Here is a 16711-nt window from a genome sequence, read left to right on the forward strand (position 1 = left end):
ATTGTGCCAATGCCGATAGCAAATAAAGTGCGGTCAAACCGCACTTTGCTTTTCACACATTACGCCCAAGCACTTCAAGTTGGGAAAGTGCGGTGAAGGGTGCAGGCTCTTCCCCTTTAATGAGGTTGCTGAGGGTGATTTTTTGGCATTGACGGGCGCTGAATTGGTAATGCTGCGCTTTGCCTGTGCGTTTGGCTTCGATCGTTTCAGGTTGCTCGTCGTCGAAGGTGATTGTCAAATGTTGCCACCAGCTATCATGAGGAAAATCGGCTCTCAGGTATAAGATGACGCTGTCAATCTCCACTGTGCGCCCGAATATGATGCTGAGCTGCGCACTGGAATCTTGCGCGTTGCTCCATGAAGTGTATGGGTAAGAGCCATGGGCATTGGTGTCAAATGCGCCGTCAATAACATTACGCGCCGCAAAACGGATATTGCCCGCTTGAATATTGCTCTGTGCGCACGGATAAACGCCCTGCTGATCAGTTTGTTGATAAGGATTAAAGGCAAGGTTGCCGTATTGGTTAATTTCATATTCCCGCGCCACTCTCACCCACACAAAGTGCATGCCGCCACGGAAGGCTTTATCCGAATTGTAGACACGCGCCGCATCGCCAAAAGGAATGGTGAAAATGAGCTTGTCGGTTAAATATAAAACCGCACTTTCAAAGCTATCTTCCAACCGCACTTTTAAAAAACACGGGTAGGTTTGCGCTTCCACCACCCATTTGTCGCCTTGTGCGTATTCCCCTTTAAAGGTCGCCACCACCTCATCAAAATCACTGCGCGCGAGCTTGATATTATCGTCTTTATCGAATAGTGTTAATGTCAGTTTTTGCATACTTTATCCTTAACGTATCATTGGCATAATATCCGCTGCTAATCCACCATGCTGAATAATTTGCCGCATGCGGTTCATTACAGGTGCTGTTTGGCGGAAAAAGAGCTGGTAGGATGGGCAGAGATAATTATGTTTATGCTGCTCCCCTTTCAGCGGTACGATGCGGTGTTTTGGGCAACCGCCGTGGCAGATCATTCTCACATCACATTTTTCGCACGCTTTAGTTAATGTATCACGTTTCGCATCACCAAAGGCTTGTTGTTTTTTGGAATTGATGATCGCGCTAAGCGGTGTTTTAGTAGCGTTGCCAATTTTATAGGCTGGATAAACAAAATGGTCGCACGAATAAATATCACCATTGGCCTCGATAACCACCGCTTTGCCGCATGTTACCGTGTGGATACAACTAGTGGACGGAAAACCCATCCATTGCCCGAGCAGATTGTCAAACTCCCGTACAAAAATGGTGCCCACATCACGGCGCACCCAGTGGTTAAACACATCCAACAAAAAGCGCCCATACCCCTCGCGTGGCACAGAAAACGGCGCCATACGGGCGTTTTTATTGGGGGAATAATCAGCCTTGGTCAAATCGTAATTGGCCACTTCCACAATCGGGATAAACTGCATAAAAGTGGAACCAAGATCTTTTAAAGCCTCATAGGTTTCCACACCTTTGTGCCAATTTTGATCGTTGATCACAGTGAGCGTATTAAAATCCACTTCATACTCTTTTAGCAGATTAATGCCCCGTTTAACACGCTCAAATGTCGGCTGCCCGTTGATCGAAATGCGGTATCTATCATGCACCGCACTTGCGCCGTCCACGGAAATGCCAATTAAAAAATTGTTTTGTTTAAACAGCTCCATCCACTGGCGGTTAAATGCAATGCCGTTGGTTTGGAAGCTGTTTGTGATGGTCTTGCCGTTAGCAAATTCGTGTTGATAGGCCAGCGCTTTACGATAAAAATCGATCCCCATTAAGGTTGGCTCGCCCCCCTGCCAGGCAAAATCAACTGTATCACCTGCGTGCGATTCGATGTAGTTTTTAACATAGGCTTTGAGCGTTTCATCACTCATCAAATCCACTTTATGCGCAAGCACTGCCTCTTTTTCAAGATAAAAGCAGTATTCACATTTGATATTGCAGTTGAAACTACTTGGTTTAGCCATCACGTGAAAGTAGCTGGGCTTAGAATTAGGTTGCTGCAAAATCACTCCATAAAATAAAAAGAGAAAAAAGGCGTTATTGACATCAATAACGCCAGAAAAATTATAGTTTAATTGGGGTGGCGTTTTCGTTTAACACAGCGTTGAGTGCTTCAATATTGGCACGACCTTGCGTTTCAAGCCAAGCCCGAGCCGCGTCTTCACCCTCGTTTTTAAATACATCTACCGCACCTGCCCACGTTGCACGCCCACACAGCACACCGTTGAAGTGGCTGCCAGCGGCTTTGGCAAAGCGCAAGGTTTCGTTGAACAGCTCAGAGCTCACACCCGCACTTAAGAAGATAAATGGCGTGTTGGTCGCGTCACTTTGCTCTTTAAAAAAGGCTTTCGCTTGCGCTTGCGTGTGAACCACCTCTTCGCCATAGCCTTCAACATAGTTCATGTTCACTGGCACTTCCACTTTCAACACGTCAACGCCAAAGCGCGGCTGGCTGAACAGTTTCATGGCTTCAATCACTTTGCGTGGTTTGAGTTTAGCGTATTCTTTTGGGTCGCTGACGTTGGCGTCATAACTGACCAATTCCAAGAAAAATGGCATCTCTTCGGCTTTACACTCTGATGCCACTCGCTCCACAAAAGCCTCTTTCACGTCATTAACCGCTTTGCCTTCGTCAATGTCGATATAGAGCAATAATTTCACGCCATCGGCGCCTTTTTCTTTCAAGCGATAAACAGAAACATCATCGATCAAATCAGGATAACGCCCTGGAACGGTTTTATCATAGCCTGTTTTTTCATACGCCATTAAAAGCCCTGCATTTGGCGCACGTTGACTTGCGGCATTCCAGCCTACTTCTGGGTCTAGCAAAATAGATGACGCATTAGGGGTAAGGTATTGTGATACCAGCACTTTAAATGCGGCTAATTGCTCATTTGTCGCACCATCGCCTAACATACGACGTAATGCGCCACGTTGGTCAATCGCCAGTGCGCCGATGATGTGCGTGTCGCTACATAATTTTTTTAAACGTTGTTGTCTTAACTCAGACATAGACTCTCCTAGTAAAAATCATTCTCATCTTGTGTATAATAAAACCATTATCACAAAAAAGCAAAGCAGGCATACGCCTGCTTTCTAAATGATTATTGTGGCATGGCGTCTTTTGGAATAATGGCACCTTTGTGCTGAATGACCGTGCCAGCCAATCGGTGCCCGCCAGCGATGGCATCCAGTATTGACTTGCCTTGCAAACGTTCACCAAGATAACCTGCACTAAATGAATCCCCCGCTGCTGTGGTATCGATCACGTTTTTCACTGGCGTTGGGGCAAGTTCCACGCGTTCATCGCGGGTCACCACGATGCAAGACTCGCTGCCACGTTTGATCACAATTTCACGCACGCCAAATGCACAAGTGCGGTCTAAGCACTCACTCAAAGCGCTATCGCCATAGAGCATCACTTCATCATCAAAGGTTAAAAACGCAATGTCGGTAAGTTTTAAAATACGAGCATAGGCCGCCTGGGTCGCCTCTTTGCTCTCCCACAAAATTGGGCGATAGTTGTTGTCAAAGGCAATTTTCACGCCGTTATTGTGAGCGCGTTCTAACAGTTCAAATAAAATATTTCGTTCTTTTTCAGGTAAAATGGCAAGACTAATACCACTGAGGTAAATCAATTCATAATCGCTCAAAGTGCGGTATAACGCCTCAATATCGACGCTGGAGAGCCAAAAACGCGCTGCCGCATCGCTGCGCCAATAGCGGAAATCACGCTCGCCGTCTTCGCGGGTTGAGATGGTATAAAGGCCTGGCAATTTTTTCTCAGAAATGGCCACCAAATCGGTGTTGATACCTTCTTGCTGCCATGCGTCGAGCATATTGCGGCTAAACTCGTCGGTGCCAAGGCCTGTGAGATAAGCGACTTCCACACCGTGATTGGCGGTCAAACGCGAAAGATAAAGTGCGGTATTTAAGGTATCCCCACCAAAGCCTGAGCTATAAAGATCACCTTCTTTTTTTAGCTCCACCATACATTCGCCGATAATTGCTACTTTTTTCGCCATACTATCACCTCTTTGATTAAACAAAGCCAGCGTAATGCTGGCTTTTTTATGCGTTAACTTATGCTTTTAACACGCTTTCAACGTATGCGCGGATTTCGTCATCTTGGCAGTTGTTGAAGAAACATTCTTGGAAGCGCTCACCTGTTACAGCGGTTTTCACCAATTCAGGATCAAGGGCTTTTAAGGTGTCAAGATAGTTGTCTTTCGCCACAGCTGCTTTCACTTGGTTTAAGATGCCAGCATTGCGCAATTGTGGTTCTTTACGTTCAACTGGGTAGCCTTGACCACGTTCGCCCGCGAAGGCTTTTTCAAACATATAACGCACGTTCAATTCTGCGCCCCAACCAAAGCCTTTTGCAAATGCCAATGACAAGGCGTTACCGTTGTTGATTTGTGCAAACAAGAACGCATCAGCAGGATCTAAGCAGTAACCACACACCACGCCTGGGTGCGCGTTTAATGACATTAATGCACCTTGTCCAGTACCACAACCTGCGATAACAAAATCAACCGCTTTTGAGTTCAACAAGATGCTCGCCATAATCCCTAAATGGATGTAAGTGAGGTGATGGTCGTTTTCGCTGTCCATACCCACGTTATACACATCATAGCCTTTTGGTGCTACAACGCTTTGTAATTCTTTTAAAATAATTGGGTTTTTCGCCGCTTGGCTGTTTTCCATCATTAATGCAATTTTCATAAATTGTTATCCTTAAATATCGCTTAAAAAATACTCTTCAAATATATTAAAAGTGCGGTTCATTTTACCGCACTTATCGTGTTTCATCAACTTTTGGCTTATTTGCTAAGATTTTGCACTTCACAGCCAGCTAGCAAAAATGCGCCAGCACCGTAGTCGATATTGTGTTCAAATTTCACATCGCGCGGATTAAATGCTGGCAGTTGCACCCAGCCGATCATGCCATTTTCGTGCACCGCACTTTCCAATGCAGACCAAGCTTTTTCCACCACAGGAAGATAGGTGGCTGTATCCAACACGTTGTGATTCACACCCCACGCTAACGCATAGCAAAACAGTGAGCTGGCGGAGCTTTCTGGTGCTGGGAAATTATCTGGGTCAAGCAAACTGGCGCGCCAGAAGCCGTCGTCGTGTTGATATTTAATCACTTGTTGCGCCAATTGTTTAAACAAGTCCAAATAGCGATCACGATCAGCAAAATCATTAGGCAGACTGGCCAAAATGCGTGGAATAGCGGCAATCACCCAGCCAATGCCACGGCTCCAGAAAACTTTCTCACCGTTAGCTTCACGCATTTCACTGCCTTTACCGTCAGGAATGTAGCGGTGATCACGGTAGAAAAGTGCGGTTTCTGGGTCTTGCAGGTGCGCAACACTGTCCCAAAAAGCTTGGTTCATATACTCAACGTATTTCGCCTCACCCGTTTGTTTGCTCAATTTGGCGAACGCAGGTGGCGCCATAAAGAGTGAATCGCACCACCACCAGTCTTCACGCCCTGGTTTTGGATTGTCGATCATGTCATTGATGAAATTGATGGTCGGCTCTAACGCTTCTTCTTGATTAATTTCAGGATAGATGTCAATGTAGCCTTGTGCACACACCAAATCATCAGCAAAGCGGGCATTAGGACCTGTACGAAAACCTGTGTGCAAGGTATAGTTTAATACGCCGTCACGATAATCATCATCGCCTGTAGCCTGCCAAGCCGCGGCCACGCAAGACCAAAATACGCCACGCTCCCAGTCGGTGTCTTTAATAAAACGGGTTTTGCCTGAGCGGCGAATGACGCTGCGGGTTTGATTGGCTGCTTGCCAGCGATATACGCGTTTCATTAGCGTTTGCACCGCGTCTTTTTGAATACTCATACATGCTCCTTTTTTCAAAAGTGCGGTTAACCGCACTTTGCTTATTTATAGGCCATCTTCGCTTTCTTCGTCTTGTGCGTTCATCGCCGTTTCGACTTCTGTGCGAATATCTTTAATATTGCTCATTTCACCGCTGACTAACGCATCTTTTAATTCTTTTAACGTAAACTCTTCACGCTCAAGTGCAGCATTGACGATCATAGAAAGATTTGCACCACAAACCACTTCAACGTCTGGGTTTTGTAGCAAAATATTAATGGCTCGGTTGGTTGGTGAGCCACCGTAAATATCAGTTAAAAACAGCACACCTTCGCCAGTGTTGACGTTTTTCATTGCCTCAACGAGTTTTTCTTCCAACTGTTCAGTTGACATGCTTTCTAAAAAATCAACAAATTCCAGTTGATCTTGTTTGCCTACAATGGCTTGCACAGCTGATTGCATACCCGATGCAAAATTTAAATGTCCTGAAACTACGATACCTAACATAATATCCCCCAAAATAAAAAAGCAGTAAGAGAGGAGCAAGCTCCTCTCCTAAATGTGTGATTAGATGATACCGATATAGTGTCCGATAACACCAAATGCGAGTGTTGAGAAGATTAATACTGGTGGTTTAGCCCAGAAACCAGTGCCTTTTACCAATTTGAACATCAAGAAAACTAATGCAAGTGGCAAAATGTTTGGCATAATCTTGTCAAAGAAGTCGGTTTGCAGTGGTACAACCTTGCCCCCCATGGTGAGCGTGGCGGTCGTTTTAAACCGAATAAAGGTCGCACACAATGCACCGATAACGAAGATCCCCATGATGTTGGCAGCACGCGCGAGTTTTTCAGTAGAATCACTCATGCTCACCATTGCCGCAGTACCCGCTTTGTAGCCCATGAACATCAAACCAAAGTACACAAAGAAATGCACCAATTGGTAAAGAATGAAGAACACAAATGGACCTGCAATTGAGCCTTCGATAGCAATTGACGCACCCAGTGCCAACGTCAATGGCATCAAAGTCATGTGGTCGATGGCATCACCCACACCACCTGTTGGCCCCATACCTGCCACTTTCATTACGTTGATGGTAGACGGTTGCTCTTTGTTTTCTTCCATCGCGATGGCAGTACCCAACAAGAAGGTGAACAATTTTGGACTGGCATTGAAGAATTGCAAATGGTTTTTCAATGCGGTTGCTAAGTCACGTTTATTGTTACCGTGGATTTTTTTCAATGCAGGAATAATGGAATAAGCAAAACCAGCACCTTGCATACGTTCAAAGTTAAAGTTACCTTCCATGAACAAACCGCGGATTGCGCATTTCCAAAGATCGCCTTTGGTAATTACTTTGCGTACGGTGGTGTCTTGGTATGCGTCGATGTTATCCACTAAACCTGTTTTTTCCATATTAGATTCCATCTTCAAACTCCTGTGCTTGTTGGTTGTTTGAGTTATTGCTGCCAGAGAAGTAGTAATAAAGTACGGCAATTGAGCCACCGATGATAGCTACTGCCATAATTGGTAGTTTTAAGTAAGTAGTCGCCACGAAACCGATGAAGAACACACCCGCCATTTCTTTTGACCACATGATTTTTAATAACATTGCAAAACCAATCGCTGGAACCAAACGAGCACCTAAGCCTAGGCCCTCAAGCAATGTTTTCGGTGCATAAGCATCAATCCATGCTGCGGCATGCTCCCCGAAATAAACAGTGACAAAAGCGATAATGGCATACATTAACGAACGTAATGAGATAGTTGCAATCAACAAAAAATCTATACCGTTTGGATTGGCATTTTCAGCATAACGGTCAGCTTTGCCCATGGTGAATGAGGTTACTGCGAAGAAACCGATCACCAACATTTGCATCACAACCGCAATTGGCATACCCACGCCCATTGCAACGTCTGGTGATTGCTTTGTCATCACAGCAAAAGCAACCGCTGCGATAGTCCCCATGGTAACATCAGGTGGCTGGGCACCTGCATTTGGTACCAAACCAAGCCAAGCCAACTCAAGAGTGGCGCCTGTTACAAGACCGAGTTGCATATCACCCATGATCAAACCAACAACTGGGCCTGTAATCAATGGGCGGTGAATATTAAGTGCAACATCGTATTTATCGATACCGCACAGGAATGCCCAGCCGGCAACCAAAAGTGCTTCAAAAAACATAGTCGTAAACTCCTATATCAATTAGATTATTTGATAAGATCCATAATATCGACTTCAGGCGCATCAGGTGTGTTCTGTACAGTACATTTCACGCCAGCTGCTACCAATTTTTTAAATGCTTCGATATCTTTTTCATCAACAGAAACTGTTTTAGTTAACTGTTTCTTTCCATCATGGAAGTGCATATTACCGATGTTGACATGTTTAATAGGCACGCCCCCTTCAACAAGCTTTGCAATATCTGTTGGATTATTACAAAGAATGAAGACTTTTTGCGCTGGTGACGCTTTATGAATCACATCAATAGTTTTTTGAATGGTGAAAAAACGTACAGCATATTCACCGCCAGCTGATGCTTTCATGCCCGCTTGCATAAATGCAGCATTAGGGCCTTCGGCAGCGGCATCATTAGCAACTAAAATCAAATTAGCACCAGTATGTTTGCCCCAAGTGATTCGAATTTGACCGTGTAGTAAACGCTCGTCAATACGTGTCCATACAATATTAGGCATAGAATCCTCCAAGTTAGTTAGTAAATTGATGAATAATCACACCTTGAACAACACGGTTTACTTCACCGCTTGGGCAAGGATTATCTGGTGTAATATCGTGAGCCAATGAGCTGTAAAGCGCATAGATTTGTGCAAATACAATGTAAGGGAACAGCAACTCAAAATCTTGTGCGTTTTCAAAGCCATCTAGCACCAACACATCAGGGTTAGCAATCGCCTCATCTGAGAGTGCAGTCAGTGCAGTAACACGGCGCGCAATGCCATCACGACGAAGTTCTTTTAATAAATCCACGTCATATAAACGAGTATATTCATTATTAGATAAATACTCTACGATCATGGTTTTGTTATTCACGATCGATTTTGGACCATGGCGGAATCCCATTGGGGAGTCATAAGTGGCAACCACTTGACCCGCGGTTAACTCCAAAATTTTCAAAGCAGATTCTTGTGCTAAACCTTGCAAGCCACCGCTACCAAGATAGATAATGCGCTCAATGCCATCATTAATGATGCTTTTCACATAGTCCACGTAACGCGGAATCAATTTTTCGGTGTTTTCAGCAATATAGCCAAAACGTTCAACCACAGAGCCTTGTGGCAAGAAGAACACAGAAAGTGCGGTCAGCATCATTGAGCTAAAGCTCGATGTCATCGCAAAGCTGCCGTCGTTCGTTTCTTCTGGCATCAACAGTGGCAAGGCGTTGTCTTGTTTTGAACCGTTAACAAATAATGCGCCATCTTTGTTACAGGTGATCAATAAATGGCGTACATTGCTCAAGCATTGGTTGGCCAAATCTACCGCAGCCACACTTTCAGGGCTGTTGCCTGAACGAGCGAAAGAAATCAACAAGGTTGGGATATCTTCGCTGAAATATTGATACGGATTAGACACAATATCGGTGGTGGCAATCGATTCTGTGCGTTTGCCTGTAATTGTACGTACCGCAGGTGCAATGGAGTGCCCCACAAATGCAGACGTGCCAGCCCCAGTGAACACAATGCGAGAAACCTCTGCCTCCATCACGGGTTTAATAAAATCTAACACTTGCGCTTTTTGTGCGTCGAGGTTTTTCAACGCCTTCGCCCAAGATGACGGTTGTTGATTAATTTCTTTGGCTGTCATGACCGCACTTTGCTTTTCGAGCTGCTCAAGTGCGAAGCCTAAATAATTTTGCATAATATCAATTCCTTATTTTTGGTTGAAAAATGCTGCCGCTGCGTAATCGCGAATCACGCCTTGAACTTTATCGATCACCAATGATTTGGCATCGGCGTTCAATTTTCCTTCACGTACTTTGACATATTGTTCAGGGAAGTATTGGCTCAACAATGGCAATGGAATTTCCACGCCTTCAAAGTTAGCGAACAGTTTATCCACCGCCGCACCAATGGTTGGGTTAGCCCAGTAGTAACGGATACGATCACTGAAGCTATAGCTGCGTGCGAAGAATTGTTGTTGTTTGTCGCCATGGTAATACTTCGCCCAGTTATCAGGGTTAGCCAGCATCACCTCTTCTAACACATCACGCAAATTAGCGCGCTTTTCTTCAGGGAAAATTTCTTTTTCAATGCCGCACAAGCCGTAATAACCTTCACGCAAAGCGAATGTTAAGGCCGGGCCAACTTTTAAAATCGCGAAGTGATTGTCCACTAAATCTTTATACGCCTGCGCGGTTTGATAATCGGTTGAGTGCGCTTCAAATACCAAGTGTGGGAATTCACTCACCACGTTACTCAAGTTTTTAGCTTTTTCTGGCACAAAGTCGATCACTTTGGTGTGGTCAAATTCCACGCCAGGTTGCACCACCAAGCCAATCACGCGATCCCAAATGGATTTTAAGCCAACTTTTTCAAACGCTTGTTGGTGCGTATTTAACGTTTTCTTCGCCGCTTCTGGGTTGGTCACTTCTAGCTCGTTAATAGCTTCCGCTTCACCACCTGGCACAGGCACTTCGGTACCGATAACATACACAGTCTTGCCTGCGTTACCGCACTTTTCAGCCGTTTTTTCTGCAATCACAGCCAAACGCGCAGCACGCTCTGCCACGATGTCATCAGATAATGGCACTGGGTCGCCTTTGCATGACATACTACAATCAAGGTGAATTTTTTCAAATCCTGCCGCCACATAGGCTTCAATCAAGCCTTCTGCATTTTTCATGGCTTCATCGGCACTCAATCCTTGCCAACGATTCGGGCCTAAATGGTCACCACCGAGTACCAAACGCTCTTTCGGGAAATTGACTTGACGAGCCAAATCCAATACGAAATCACGGAAGTCGGCGGGGGTCATACCTGTGTAGCCGCCAAATTGATCCACTTGGTTTGATGTGGCTTCAATTAACAACACAGAATCATCTTTTAAGGCCTGCAATAATGAGGCTTCAAGTACTGTCGGATGAGCAGAACAAATGGAATAAATCCCATTATGTCCACCTGCTTTGTGTTGTTTAATAACATCTAATAAAATGCTCACTGTCTTATCTCCATTGACTAATCTACTATAATGACCTCGACGCCATTGTCTTGTAATGCATTGACATACTCATCGGGGATACCTGAGTCGGTAATTAAAGTGTCAATTTCAAATGCACGACGGATAATATGGCAACTTTGTTTGCCAAATTTACTGGAATCCGTCACCGCCACCACATGATTTGAAACATCGCACATCGCACGGTTCAATGTGGCTTCTTGTTCATTATGCGTGGTAATACCCGCGCGCAGATCAAATCCATCAACACCTAAGAAAAATTTACTAAAGCAATGCCCTTGCAGGCTTAACTCAGCTTGGCGACCAGAAAACGACAACACATTTTTACGCAGCCGACCGCCCGTCATCAACACCTCAGTATTGGCCGCTTTGGCAAGCTCGGTGGCAATATCCAAGCCATTTGTCATCACCAACACATTGTCTAATGAAGACTGTTTTAAATGGTTAGCAATTTCACGCGTCGTCGTACCAGAATCCAAAATAATAGCGTCATTGTCGTGGATAAACTTCAGTGCTGCTGCACCAATTTTCTGTTTAATGCCACTATTACGTTGGCGTTTTTCCGAGTTTGACAACTCTGCAATCAGGCCTTTATTTGGCATAGCCACGCCATGAGAACGCAGGATATAGCCGTTTTTTTCTAAAAAGTTAAGATCATTGCGGATGGTGACAGCAGATACATTAAATTGTGTTGCCAAGTCTTCAACTCGTGCTGAATTTTGTGCATTCACGAGGCTAACAATATCCATTCGACGCTCAATCACACTTTTCATCACAACAACCTTCACTGCTTTTGTTTTCTTGCATACAAGATAAATGAAAGAAAACGAAAGCTCAATCACCGAATCTCATTTTTTTGATCAATCTCACAAAAAAATAGGTATTCAATCAAGTTATCTTGCATCCTAAACCAATGCCATTAATATAGGAACTATAAAAAACCGCACTCTAGAGCCAAAATGCTTTTCCAATTTTTATTACTTTATTTTTGCAAAATTTTTAAAGTGCGGTTTCTATTTTTAAAATTTGTGAGCTATATCTCAAATTATGTCAGTAAAATCCGTTATACTTACGAAACAAAAGAAAACGAAAATTTTTTATAATGTACTAAAGGAGTGAAAAATGAGTATCTCGCGCAGAACCTTTATTAAAGGGGTTGCAGGCAGCTCGGTGGCTGCAACATTGGCAGGTAAAGCCGTCGCCAACGACACCCCAAATAAAAAAGAGAATGCACCAAAATTGAATTTGCTACTCGTCTTCCCTGATGAAATGCGTGCGCAAGCACAGGGTTTTAAAGGCGAAGATCCTGCCATTACGCCACACCTAGATGCTTTTGCTAAAGAAGCGAAAGTGATGGATCAGATGGCATCTAACTATCCACTGTGTTCACCGTTTCGTGGCATGCTGATGACAGGACAATATCCATTGCATAATGGCGTGACAGGCAACACCCATGACTACGGTGGCAAAGTGGGGATTGAACTTTCCCCTTATGCACGCTGCTGGTCTGATGTGTTAAAAGACGAAGGCTATGCGCTTGGTTATATCGGTAAATGGCATTTGGATGTGCCACATGAACCGTACATTAAAAGTTATAACAACCCAATGGAAGGTCGCTACTGGAATGAGTGGACACCGCCAGATCGTCGCCATGGCTTTGACTTTTGGTACTCCTACGGCACCTATGACTTGCATATGAAACCAATGTATTGGGGCAATGATACACCGCGTGAATACCCTGAATACGTTGATCAATGGGGGCCTGAACACGAAGCAGATATGGCGATCAATTATCTGCGTAATGAGGGCAACAAATACCGCGATCCAAACAAGCCATTTGCGTTGGTCGTATCTATGAATCCGCCACACTCACCTTATAACCAAGTGCCACAAAAATACTTGGATATGTATAAAGATAAAACTTCGAAAGATCTTAACACACGTCCAAACGTTGACTGGGATAAAAAATACATGGATGGCTACGGCCCAGATAATTTTAAATCCTACATGGCAATGGTCACTGGTGTTGACGAACAATTCGGACGCATTCTTGCTGAACTTGACAAACAAGGCTTGAGTGATAACACCTTAGTTGTATTCTTCTCTGACCACGGTTGCTGCATTGGTTCTCACGGTAAACCAACCAAAAATGTGGTTTATGAAGAATCCATGCGCGTGCCAATGATGTTCCGCTTGCCAGGCAAAATCAAACCAGGTGTGAACCAAACCTTAATGTCAGCACCTGACATTTACCCAACTGTGCTGGATTTGCTCGGCTTGAAAGATTCTATTCCAGGCAGTGTGGAAGGCGTGAGCTTGGCGGAACAAGTGCTGCACGACAAAGGCGAAAGCCCGACATCACAACTCTATCTGTTTGTACCATACGGTCAACCATCGTTTGGTCGCCGTGGTGTTCGTACAGCAACCCATACCCTTGAAATTGATCGTCAAGACGGTGAACCGCTCAAATACACCTTATTTGATAACGTCAATGACCCATATCAAGAGAAAAACATTGCCGATCAAAATCCTGAACTGATTGAAAAATTGGTTAAAGAAGAATTGATCCCATGGCTTGAAAAAACAGGTGATTCTTGGCGTCCAGTAGAATTTATCACAGGCCCAACCAAGAAAATGCAGAAGAAACTTGACACTTGTGCAACCCCTGAACAGCCAAAAGCATAATATCTGCGCACACAATCACTCCCTGTTGTAAAATGGGGAGTGATTTATTTTTAGGAGAGTACTATGCCCGATAATATCCGCTACACCGAACGCCCATTTCTTGCCCACGAACACCCAACATGGCGTGATTATTACCGCACTTTTAAACAAAATATTCGCAAAGTATTTAAATACAAAAAGCCATTTACCGAGTACGATGATGCATTAATGCAAGCCTTTGAAGACGAGGATTATGACTTTGCCAATGGCTGCATCACTATGCGCGATTACTTTATCCAAAGTTTTCTCCATCACGCGCACTTCGACGGCGCCAAAGCATATTATCCTGGCATTCCTGCCGAACAAGGCGTGGAAAGCGACGCGATCGAAAGCGCGGCACGCAGTTATCCACTTTTAGCGGCTTTTTTGCATAATAAAAATAATCAAAATTCACTGCTCTATCCAAAAGTGCAAGCCATTCTAAAAACGGGCTTTCTCAGTGCCACCAATCCACAAAGTGAGGGCTTTTGGGGCGAGTTAAGTGACTACAGCCAAGTCATTTGTGAAACAGCGGATTTCGCACTCGCTTTATGGTTAAGTAAAAGTGCGGTCTGGGTTCATTACACCGCCACTGAGCAAGCGCAAATTATCAATTGGCTTAAAAAAATCAGCGATGTCAAAACGGTGGATAATAACTGGCATTTGTTTATCGTGCTCACTCAACTGGTTATCCGTGATCTCAGCGGTGAAGATGTCGTCAACCACGATCGTTACGCCCGCATTAAAGAATTTTATGTCGGCGATGGTTGGTTTCGTGATGGTGCAAAAGGCAATTTTGACTATTACAACTCGTGGGGCTTTCACTACGCCCTGTTTTGGATCGACCAAATTGACCCTACCTTTGACCGCACTTTTATTGTTGAGAGCGCGAAAACCTTTTGTGAAACATTTAAATATTTATTCACCCCACAAGGGCTGACATTCTTCGGGCGCAGTATTATCTACCGCTTTGCCGCACCAAGTGCACTGGTCAGCTCCATGCTACAACAAGGGCAAGCCGACGGGCAGGTAAAACGCATTGTTGCCACCTTGAACCGCTTTTTTATCCAGCGCGGCGCAATTCAAAAAGGCGTACTCACGCAAGGCTTATTTAAAACCGACCGCCGCCTGGTGGACAGTTACAGTGGCTCGGGCAGCGCGCTGTGGTCATTACGCACGTTGATTTTGCTCACCTATGGCGGTGATGATATTCAACTATGGACAACACCTGAGCAACCGCTTGAAGTTGAAAAAGGGGATTTCAATCTTACGATTGATGCCATTGGGCTAACCATTATCGGACATAAAAAAACAGGCGAAGTATGTGCTATTTTCCAACAAAATGACTATCCCGATTATCCTTTTGTTAATGCCGCACTCGTGTCTCAATCTTTTTGGCAGCCGATTGCTGAACGCATTGTTGGGCGCGCCATTCGGCCTAAAAACAACCTTATCCGCAAAGGCGTAACCTGCTACTCCTCACGCCTTAATCTGTTCTTAAATCCGCCCACTCAGTGGCGGTGATAAAACAAAAGTGCGGTCTTATTGACCGCACTTTATGCTTTAATGGGTTGTAATCAGCCGCTGTGGATGAAGTGTTTGCCGCTCGTCACATCGCCCCACGCCGAGAAATTGCCGCTGTGGCGAAAATAAACGTAACAACTGCCCTGGCTGCATTTTCACATTAAGCTTGAGCCGTTGCCCTTGGCATATGCGCAGTGCTTGGCTTTCATCTAACATAAGCGCTGGCAGCGTGTCCACGGCGCTATCAGTTGGCAAAAGCACCTTATCTAACGCGCTTGCTCCTTGCTCACTGAGCGCTTGCAACTGCTCAAGGCTGAGCATTTTATCCTGCGGATAATTCGCCACACCGATACGGCGCAACACCACCACATGGGCACCACACCCGAGCATTTTGCCTAAATCATCAACCAACGTGCGAATATAAGTGCCTTTTGAGCAATGCACATTTAAACGCAAAAACGGCGCTTCATAGTCGAGCAATTCAAGGGAGAACACCGTAATAGGGCGCGCCTCACGCGCAATGGTGATGCCTGCGCGGGCGTATTCATAAAGTGGCTTGCCATTGTGCTTCAGCGCAGAAAACATGGTCGGCACCTGCATCAACTCACCACGAAAGTGCGGTAATGCTTGCTCAATATCCGCCAAACCGCACTTTACCTCACGGGTACTTATCACCTGCCCTTCAGCATCGGAGGTGTCGGTGCGTTCACCGAGCTTGGCGGTCACCACATAGGTTTTGTCCGCATCGAGTAAAAATTGGCTGAATTTAGTCGCCTCGCCTAAGCAAATCGGCAACATTCCTGTGGCGAGCGGATCCAGCGCGCCAGTATGTCCTGCTTTGTTGGCTTGAAAAAGGCGTTTAACTTTTTGCAACAAATCATTGGAGCTGATGCCTTGCGGTTTGTCGAGCAGCACCACGCCGTCGATGTCGCGCCCGCGTTTTTTTGGTCTGCCCACGTTATTCGTCGTCTTTATGTTTCGCGTTGTCGTCATTGACCACTTGGGTCACTAAATTTGACATCCGCATGCCTTCCACCAAAGAGTTATCGTATTCAAAACGCAACTCTGGCACCACGCGTAGCCGCATCGCTTTGCCGAGCAAAGTGCGGATATAGCCTGAAGCCTCATGCAAACCTTGCATGCCTTTTTGCACCGCACTTTCATCTTGATCAAACAAAAACGTCACAAAAATTTTAGCATGCTCCAAATCACGTGAAAGTTCTACATCCGAAACAGTGACCATGCCAATGCGTGGGTCTTTGACTTCACGTTGCAAAATCACCGCGATCTCTTTTTTGATTTCTTGCGCAACGCGCTGCGAGCGAGAAAATTCTCTTGCCATATAAACTCCTTAAAAAAACCGCACTTTACCTGTCAAAAGCAAAGTGCGG

17 protein-coding genes are annotated in these 16711 nt (G+C 45.0%); 2 read left to right on the forward strand and 15 right to left on the reverse strand.

Annotated features, from left to right (window positions below; all coding sequences use genetic code 11):
- Positions 1-52: 52 nt before the first annotated feature.
- The 13 genes from HPC38_RS00175 to agaR form a co-directional block, all read right to left on the reverse strand.
- Positions 53-841 carry a hypothetical protein gene (locus HPC38_RS00175; protein ID WP_208119268.1) on the reverse strand — a complete coding sequence of 263 codons (789 nt, stop codon included), beginning with the start codon at positions 839-841 and terminating at the stop codon, positions 53-55.
- 9 nt (positions 842-850) lie between these two features.
- Positions 851-2014, reverse strand: a complete 1164-nt coding sequence (locus HPC38_RS00180) for an anaerobic sulfatase maturase (protein ID WP_208119460.1) — start codon at positions 2012-2014, stop codon at positions 851-853.
- 100 nt (positions 2015-2114) lie between these two features.
- Complete coding sequence (locus tag HPC38_RS00185) at positions 2115-3062, reverse strand: tagatose 1,6-diphosphate aldolase (protein WP_208119269.1); 948 nt, start codon at positions 3060-3062, stop codon at positions 2115-2117.
- A gap of 92 nt (positions 3063-3154) precedes the next feature.
- A complete protein-coding gene (gene kdgK / locus HPC38_RS00190) occupies positions 3155-4075 on the reverse strand; it encodes a 2-dehydro-3-deoxygluconokinase (RefSeq protein WP_208119270.1) in 921 nt (306 codons plus the stop codon).
- Between the two features lie 58 nt (positions 4076-4133).
- Entirely contained in the window at positions 4134-4775 is a 642-nt protein-coding gene (locus tag HPC38_RS00195; RefSeq protein WP_208119271.1) for an RpiB/LacA/LacB family sugar-phosphate isomerase, read from the reverse strand.
- A 98-nt stretch (positions 4776-4873) separates the two neighbouring features.
- On the reverse strand, positions 4874-5920 hold the full coding sequence (locus tag HPC38_RS00200; RefSeq protein ID WP_208119272.1) for a glycoside hydrolase family 88/105 protein: 1047 nt from the start codon (positions 5918-5920) through the stop codon (positions 4874-4876).
- A 45-nt stretch (positions 5921-5965) separates the two neighbouring features.
- On the reverse strand, positions 5966-6406 hold the full coding sequence (gene agaF / locus HPC38_RS00205) for a PTS galactosamine/N-acetylgalactosamine transporter subunit IIA (protein ID WP_208119273.1): 441 nt from the start codon (positions 6404-6406) through the stop codon (positions 5966-5968).
- Positions 6407-6466: 60 nt separating this feature from the next.
- Positions 6467-7327 carry a PTS system mannose/fructose/sorbose family transporter subunit IID gene (locus tag HPC38_RS00210; RefSeq protein ID WP_208119274.1) on the reverse strand — a complete coding sequence of 287 codons (861 nt, stop codon included), beginning with the start codon at positions 7325-7327 and terminating at the stop codon, positions 6467-6469.
- Positions 7317-8084 (reverse strand): PTS N-acetylgalactosamine transporter subunit IIC, encoded by a 768-nt coding sequence (agaW, locus tag HPC38_RS00215; RefSeq protein ID WP_208119275.1) that lies wholly within the window; start codon positions 8082-8084, stop codon positions 7317-7319. Before agaW ends, HPC38_RS00210 begins: the two co-directional genes overlap by 11 nt.
- A gap of 26 nt (positions 8085-8110) precedes the next feature.
- A complete protein-coding gene (gene agaV / locus HPC38_RS00220; protein ID WP_208119276.1) occupies positions 8111-8596 on the reverse strand; it encodes a PTS N-acetylgalactosamine transporter subunit IIB in 486 nt (161 codons plus the stop codon).
- Between the two features lie 13 nt (positions 8597-8609).
- Positions 8610-9776: an SIS domain-containing protein gene (locus HPC38_RS00225; protein ID WP_208119277.1), complete on the reverse strand. Its 1167-nt coding sequence runs from the start codon at positions 9774-9776 to the stop codon at positions 8610-8612.
- A gap of 12 nt (positions 9777-9788) precedes the next feature.
- A complete protein-coding gene (gene kbaZ / locus HPC38_RS00230; protein WP_208119278.1) occupies positions 9789-11075 on the reverse strand; it encodes a tagatose-bisphosphate aldolase subunit KbaZ in 1287 nt (428 codons plus the stop codon).
- A gap of 17 nt (positions 11076-11092) precedes the next feature.
- A complete protein-coding gene (gene agaR, locus HPC38_RS00235) occupies positions 11093-11866 on the reverse strand; it encodes a transcriptional repressor AgaR (protein WP_208119279.1) in 774 nt (257 codons plus the stop codon).
- 349 nt (positions 11867-12215) lie between these two features.
- Here agaR and HPC38_RS00240 point away from each other — a divergent pair, with 349 nt between their 5' ends.
- Positions 12216-13778 (forward strand): sulfatase-like hydrolase/transferase, encoded by a 1563-nt coding sequence (locus HPC38_RS00240; protein ID WP_208119280.1) that lies wholly within the window; start codon positions 12216-12218, stop codon positions 13776-13778.
- A gap of 63 nt (positions 13779-13841) precedes the next feature.
- Positions 13842-15320: a DUF2264 domain-containing protein gene (locus HPC38_RS00245; protein WP_235977535.1), complete on the forward strand. Its 1479-nt coding sequence runs from the start codon at positions 13842-13844 to the stop codon at positions 15318-15320.
- Between the two features lie 39 nt (positions 15321-15359).
- On the opposite strand, the gene truB is transcribed toward HPC38_RS00245, so the two are convergent.
- Both truB and rbfA read right to left on the reverse strand, forming a co-directional pair.
- Positions 15360-16277 (reverse strand): tRNA pseudouridine(55) synthase TruB, encoded by a 918-nt coding sequence (gene truB, locus HPC38_RS00250; protein ID WP_208119281.1) that lies wholly within the window; start codon positions 16275-16277, stop codon positions 15360-15362.
- Between the two features lies 1 nt (position 16278).
- Positions 16279-16662, reverse strand: a complete 384-nt coding sequence (gene rbfA / locus HPC38_RS00255; RefSeq protein WP_208119282.1) for a 30S ribosome-binding factor RbfA — start codon at positions 16660-16662, stop codon at positions 16279-16281.
- Between the last annotated feature and the right edge of the window lie 49 nt (positions 16663-16711).

Source organism: Spirabiliibacterium pneumoniae (assembly GCF_014884995.1).
GTDB classification, from domain to species: Bacteria; Pseudomonadota; Gammaproteobacteria; order Enterobacterales; family Pasteurellaceae; genus Spirabiliibacterium; species Spirabiliibacterium pneumoniae.

Coding starts and splice junctions, on each gene's coding strand:
- HPC38_RS00175 (WP_208119268.1), bottom strand. CDS start 841: ATGCAAAAACTGACATTAACACTATTCGATAAAGACGATAATATCAAG.
- HPC38_RS00180 (WP_208119460.1), bottom strand. CDS start 2,014: ATGGCTAAACCAAGTAGTTTCAACTGCAATATCAAATGTGAATACTGC.
- HPC38_RS00185 (WP_208119269.1), bottom strand. CDS start 3,062: ATGTCTGAGTTAAGACAACAACGTTTAAAAAAATTATGTAGCGACACG.
- kdgK (WP_208119270.1), bottom strand. CDS start 4,075: ATGGCGAAAAAAGTAGCAATTATCGGCGAATGTATGGTGGAGCTAAAA.
- HPC38_RS00195 (WP_208119271.1), bottom strand. CDS start 4,775: ATGAAAATTGCATTAATGATGGAAAACAGCCAAGCGGCGAAAAACCCA.
- HPC38_RS00200 (WP_208119272.1), bottom strand. CDS start 5,920: ATGAGTATTCAAAAAGACGCGGTGCAAACGCTAATGAAACGCGTATAT.
- agaF (WP_208119273.1), bottom strand. CDS start 6,406: ATGTTAGGTATCGTAGTTTCAGGACATTTAAATTTTGCATCGGGTATG.
- HPC38_RS00210 (WP_208119274.1), bottom strand. CDS start 7,327: ATGGAATCTAATATGGAAAAAACAGGTTTAGTGGATAACATCGACGCA.
- agaW (WP_208119275.1), bottom strand. CDS start 8,084: ATGTTTTTTGAAGCACTTTTGGTTGCCGGCTGGGCATTCCTGTGCGGT.
- agaV (WP_208119276.1), bottom strand. CDS start 8,596: ATGCCTAATATTGTATGGACACGTATTGACGAGCGTTTACTACACGGT.
- HPC38_RS00225 (WP_208119277.1), bottom strand. CDS start 9,776: ATGCAAAATTATTTAGGCTTCGCACTTGAGCAGCTCGAAAAGCAAAGT.
- agaR (WP_208119279.1), bottom strand. CDS start 11,866: ATGAAAAGTGTGATTGAGCGTCGAATGGATATTGTTAGCCTCGTGAAT.
- HPC38_RS00240 (WP_208119280.1), top strand. CDS start 12,216: ATGAGTATCTCGCGCAGAACCTTTATTAAAGGGGTTGCAGGCAGCTCG.
- HPC38_RS00245 (WP_235977535.1), top strand. CDS start 13,842: ATGCCCGATAATATCCGCTACACCGAACGCCCATTTCTTGCCCACGAA.
- rbfA (WP_208119282.1), bottom strand. CDS start 16,662: ATGGCAAGAGAATTTTCTCGCTCGCAGCGCGTTGCGCAAGAAATCAAA.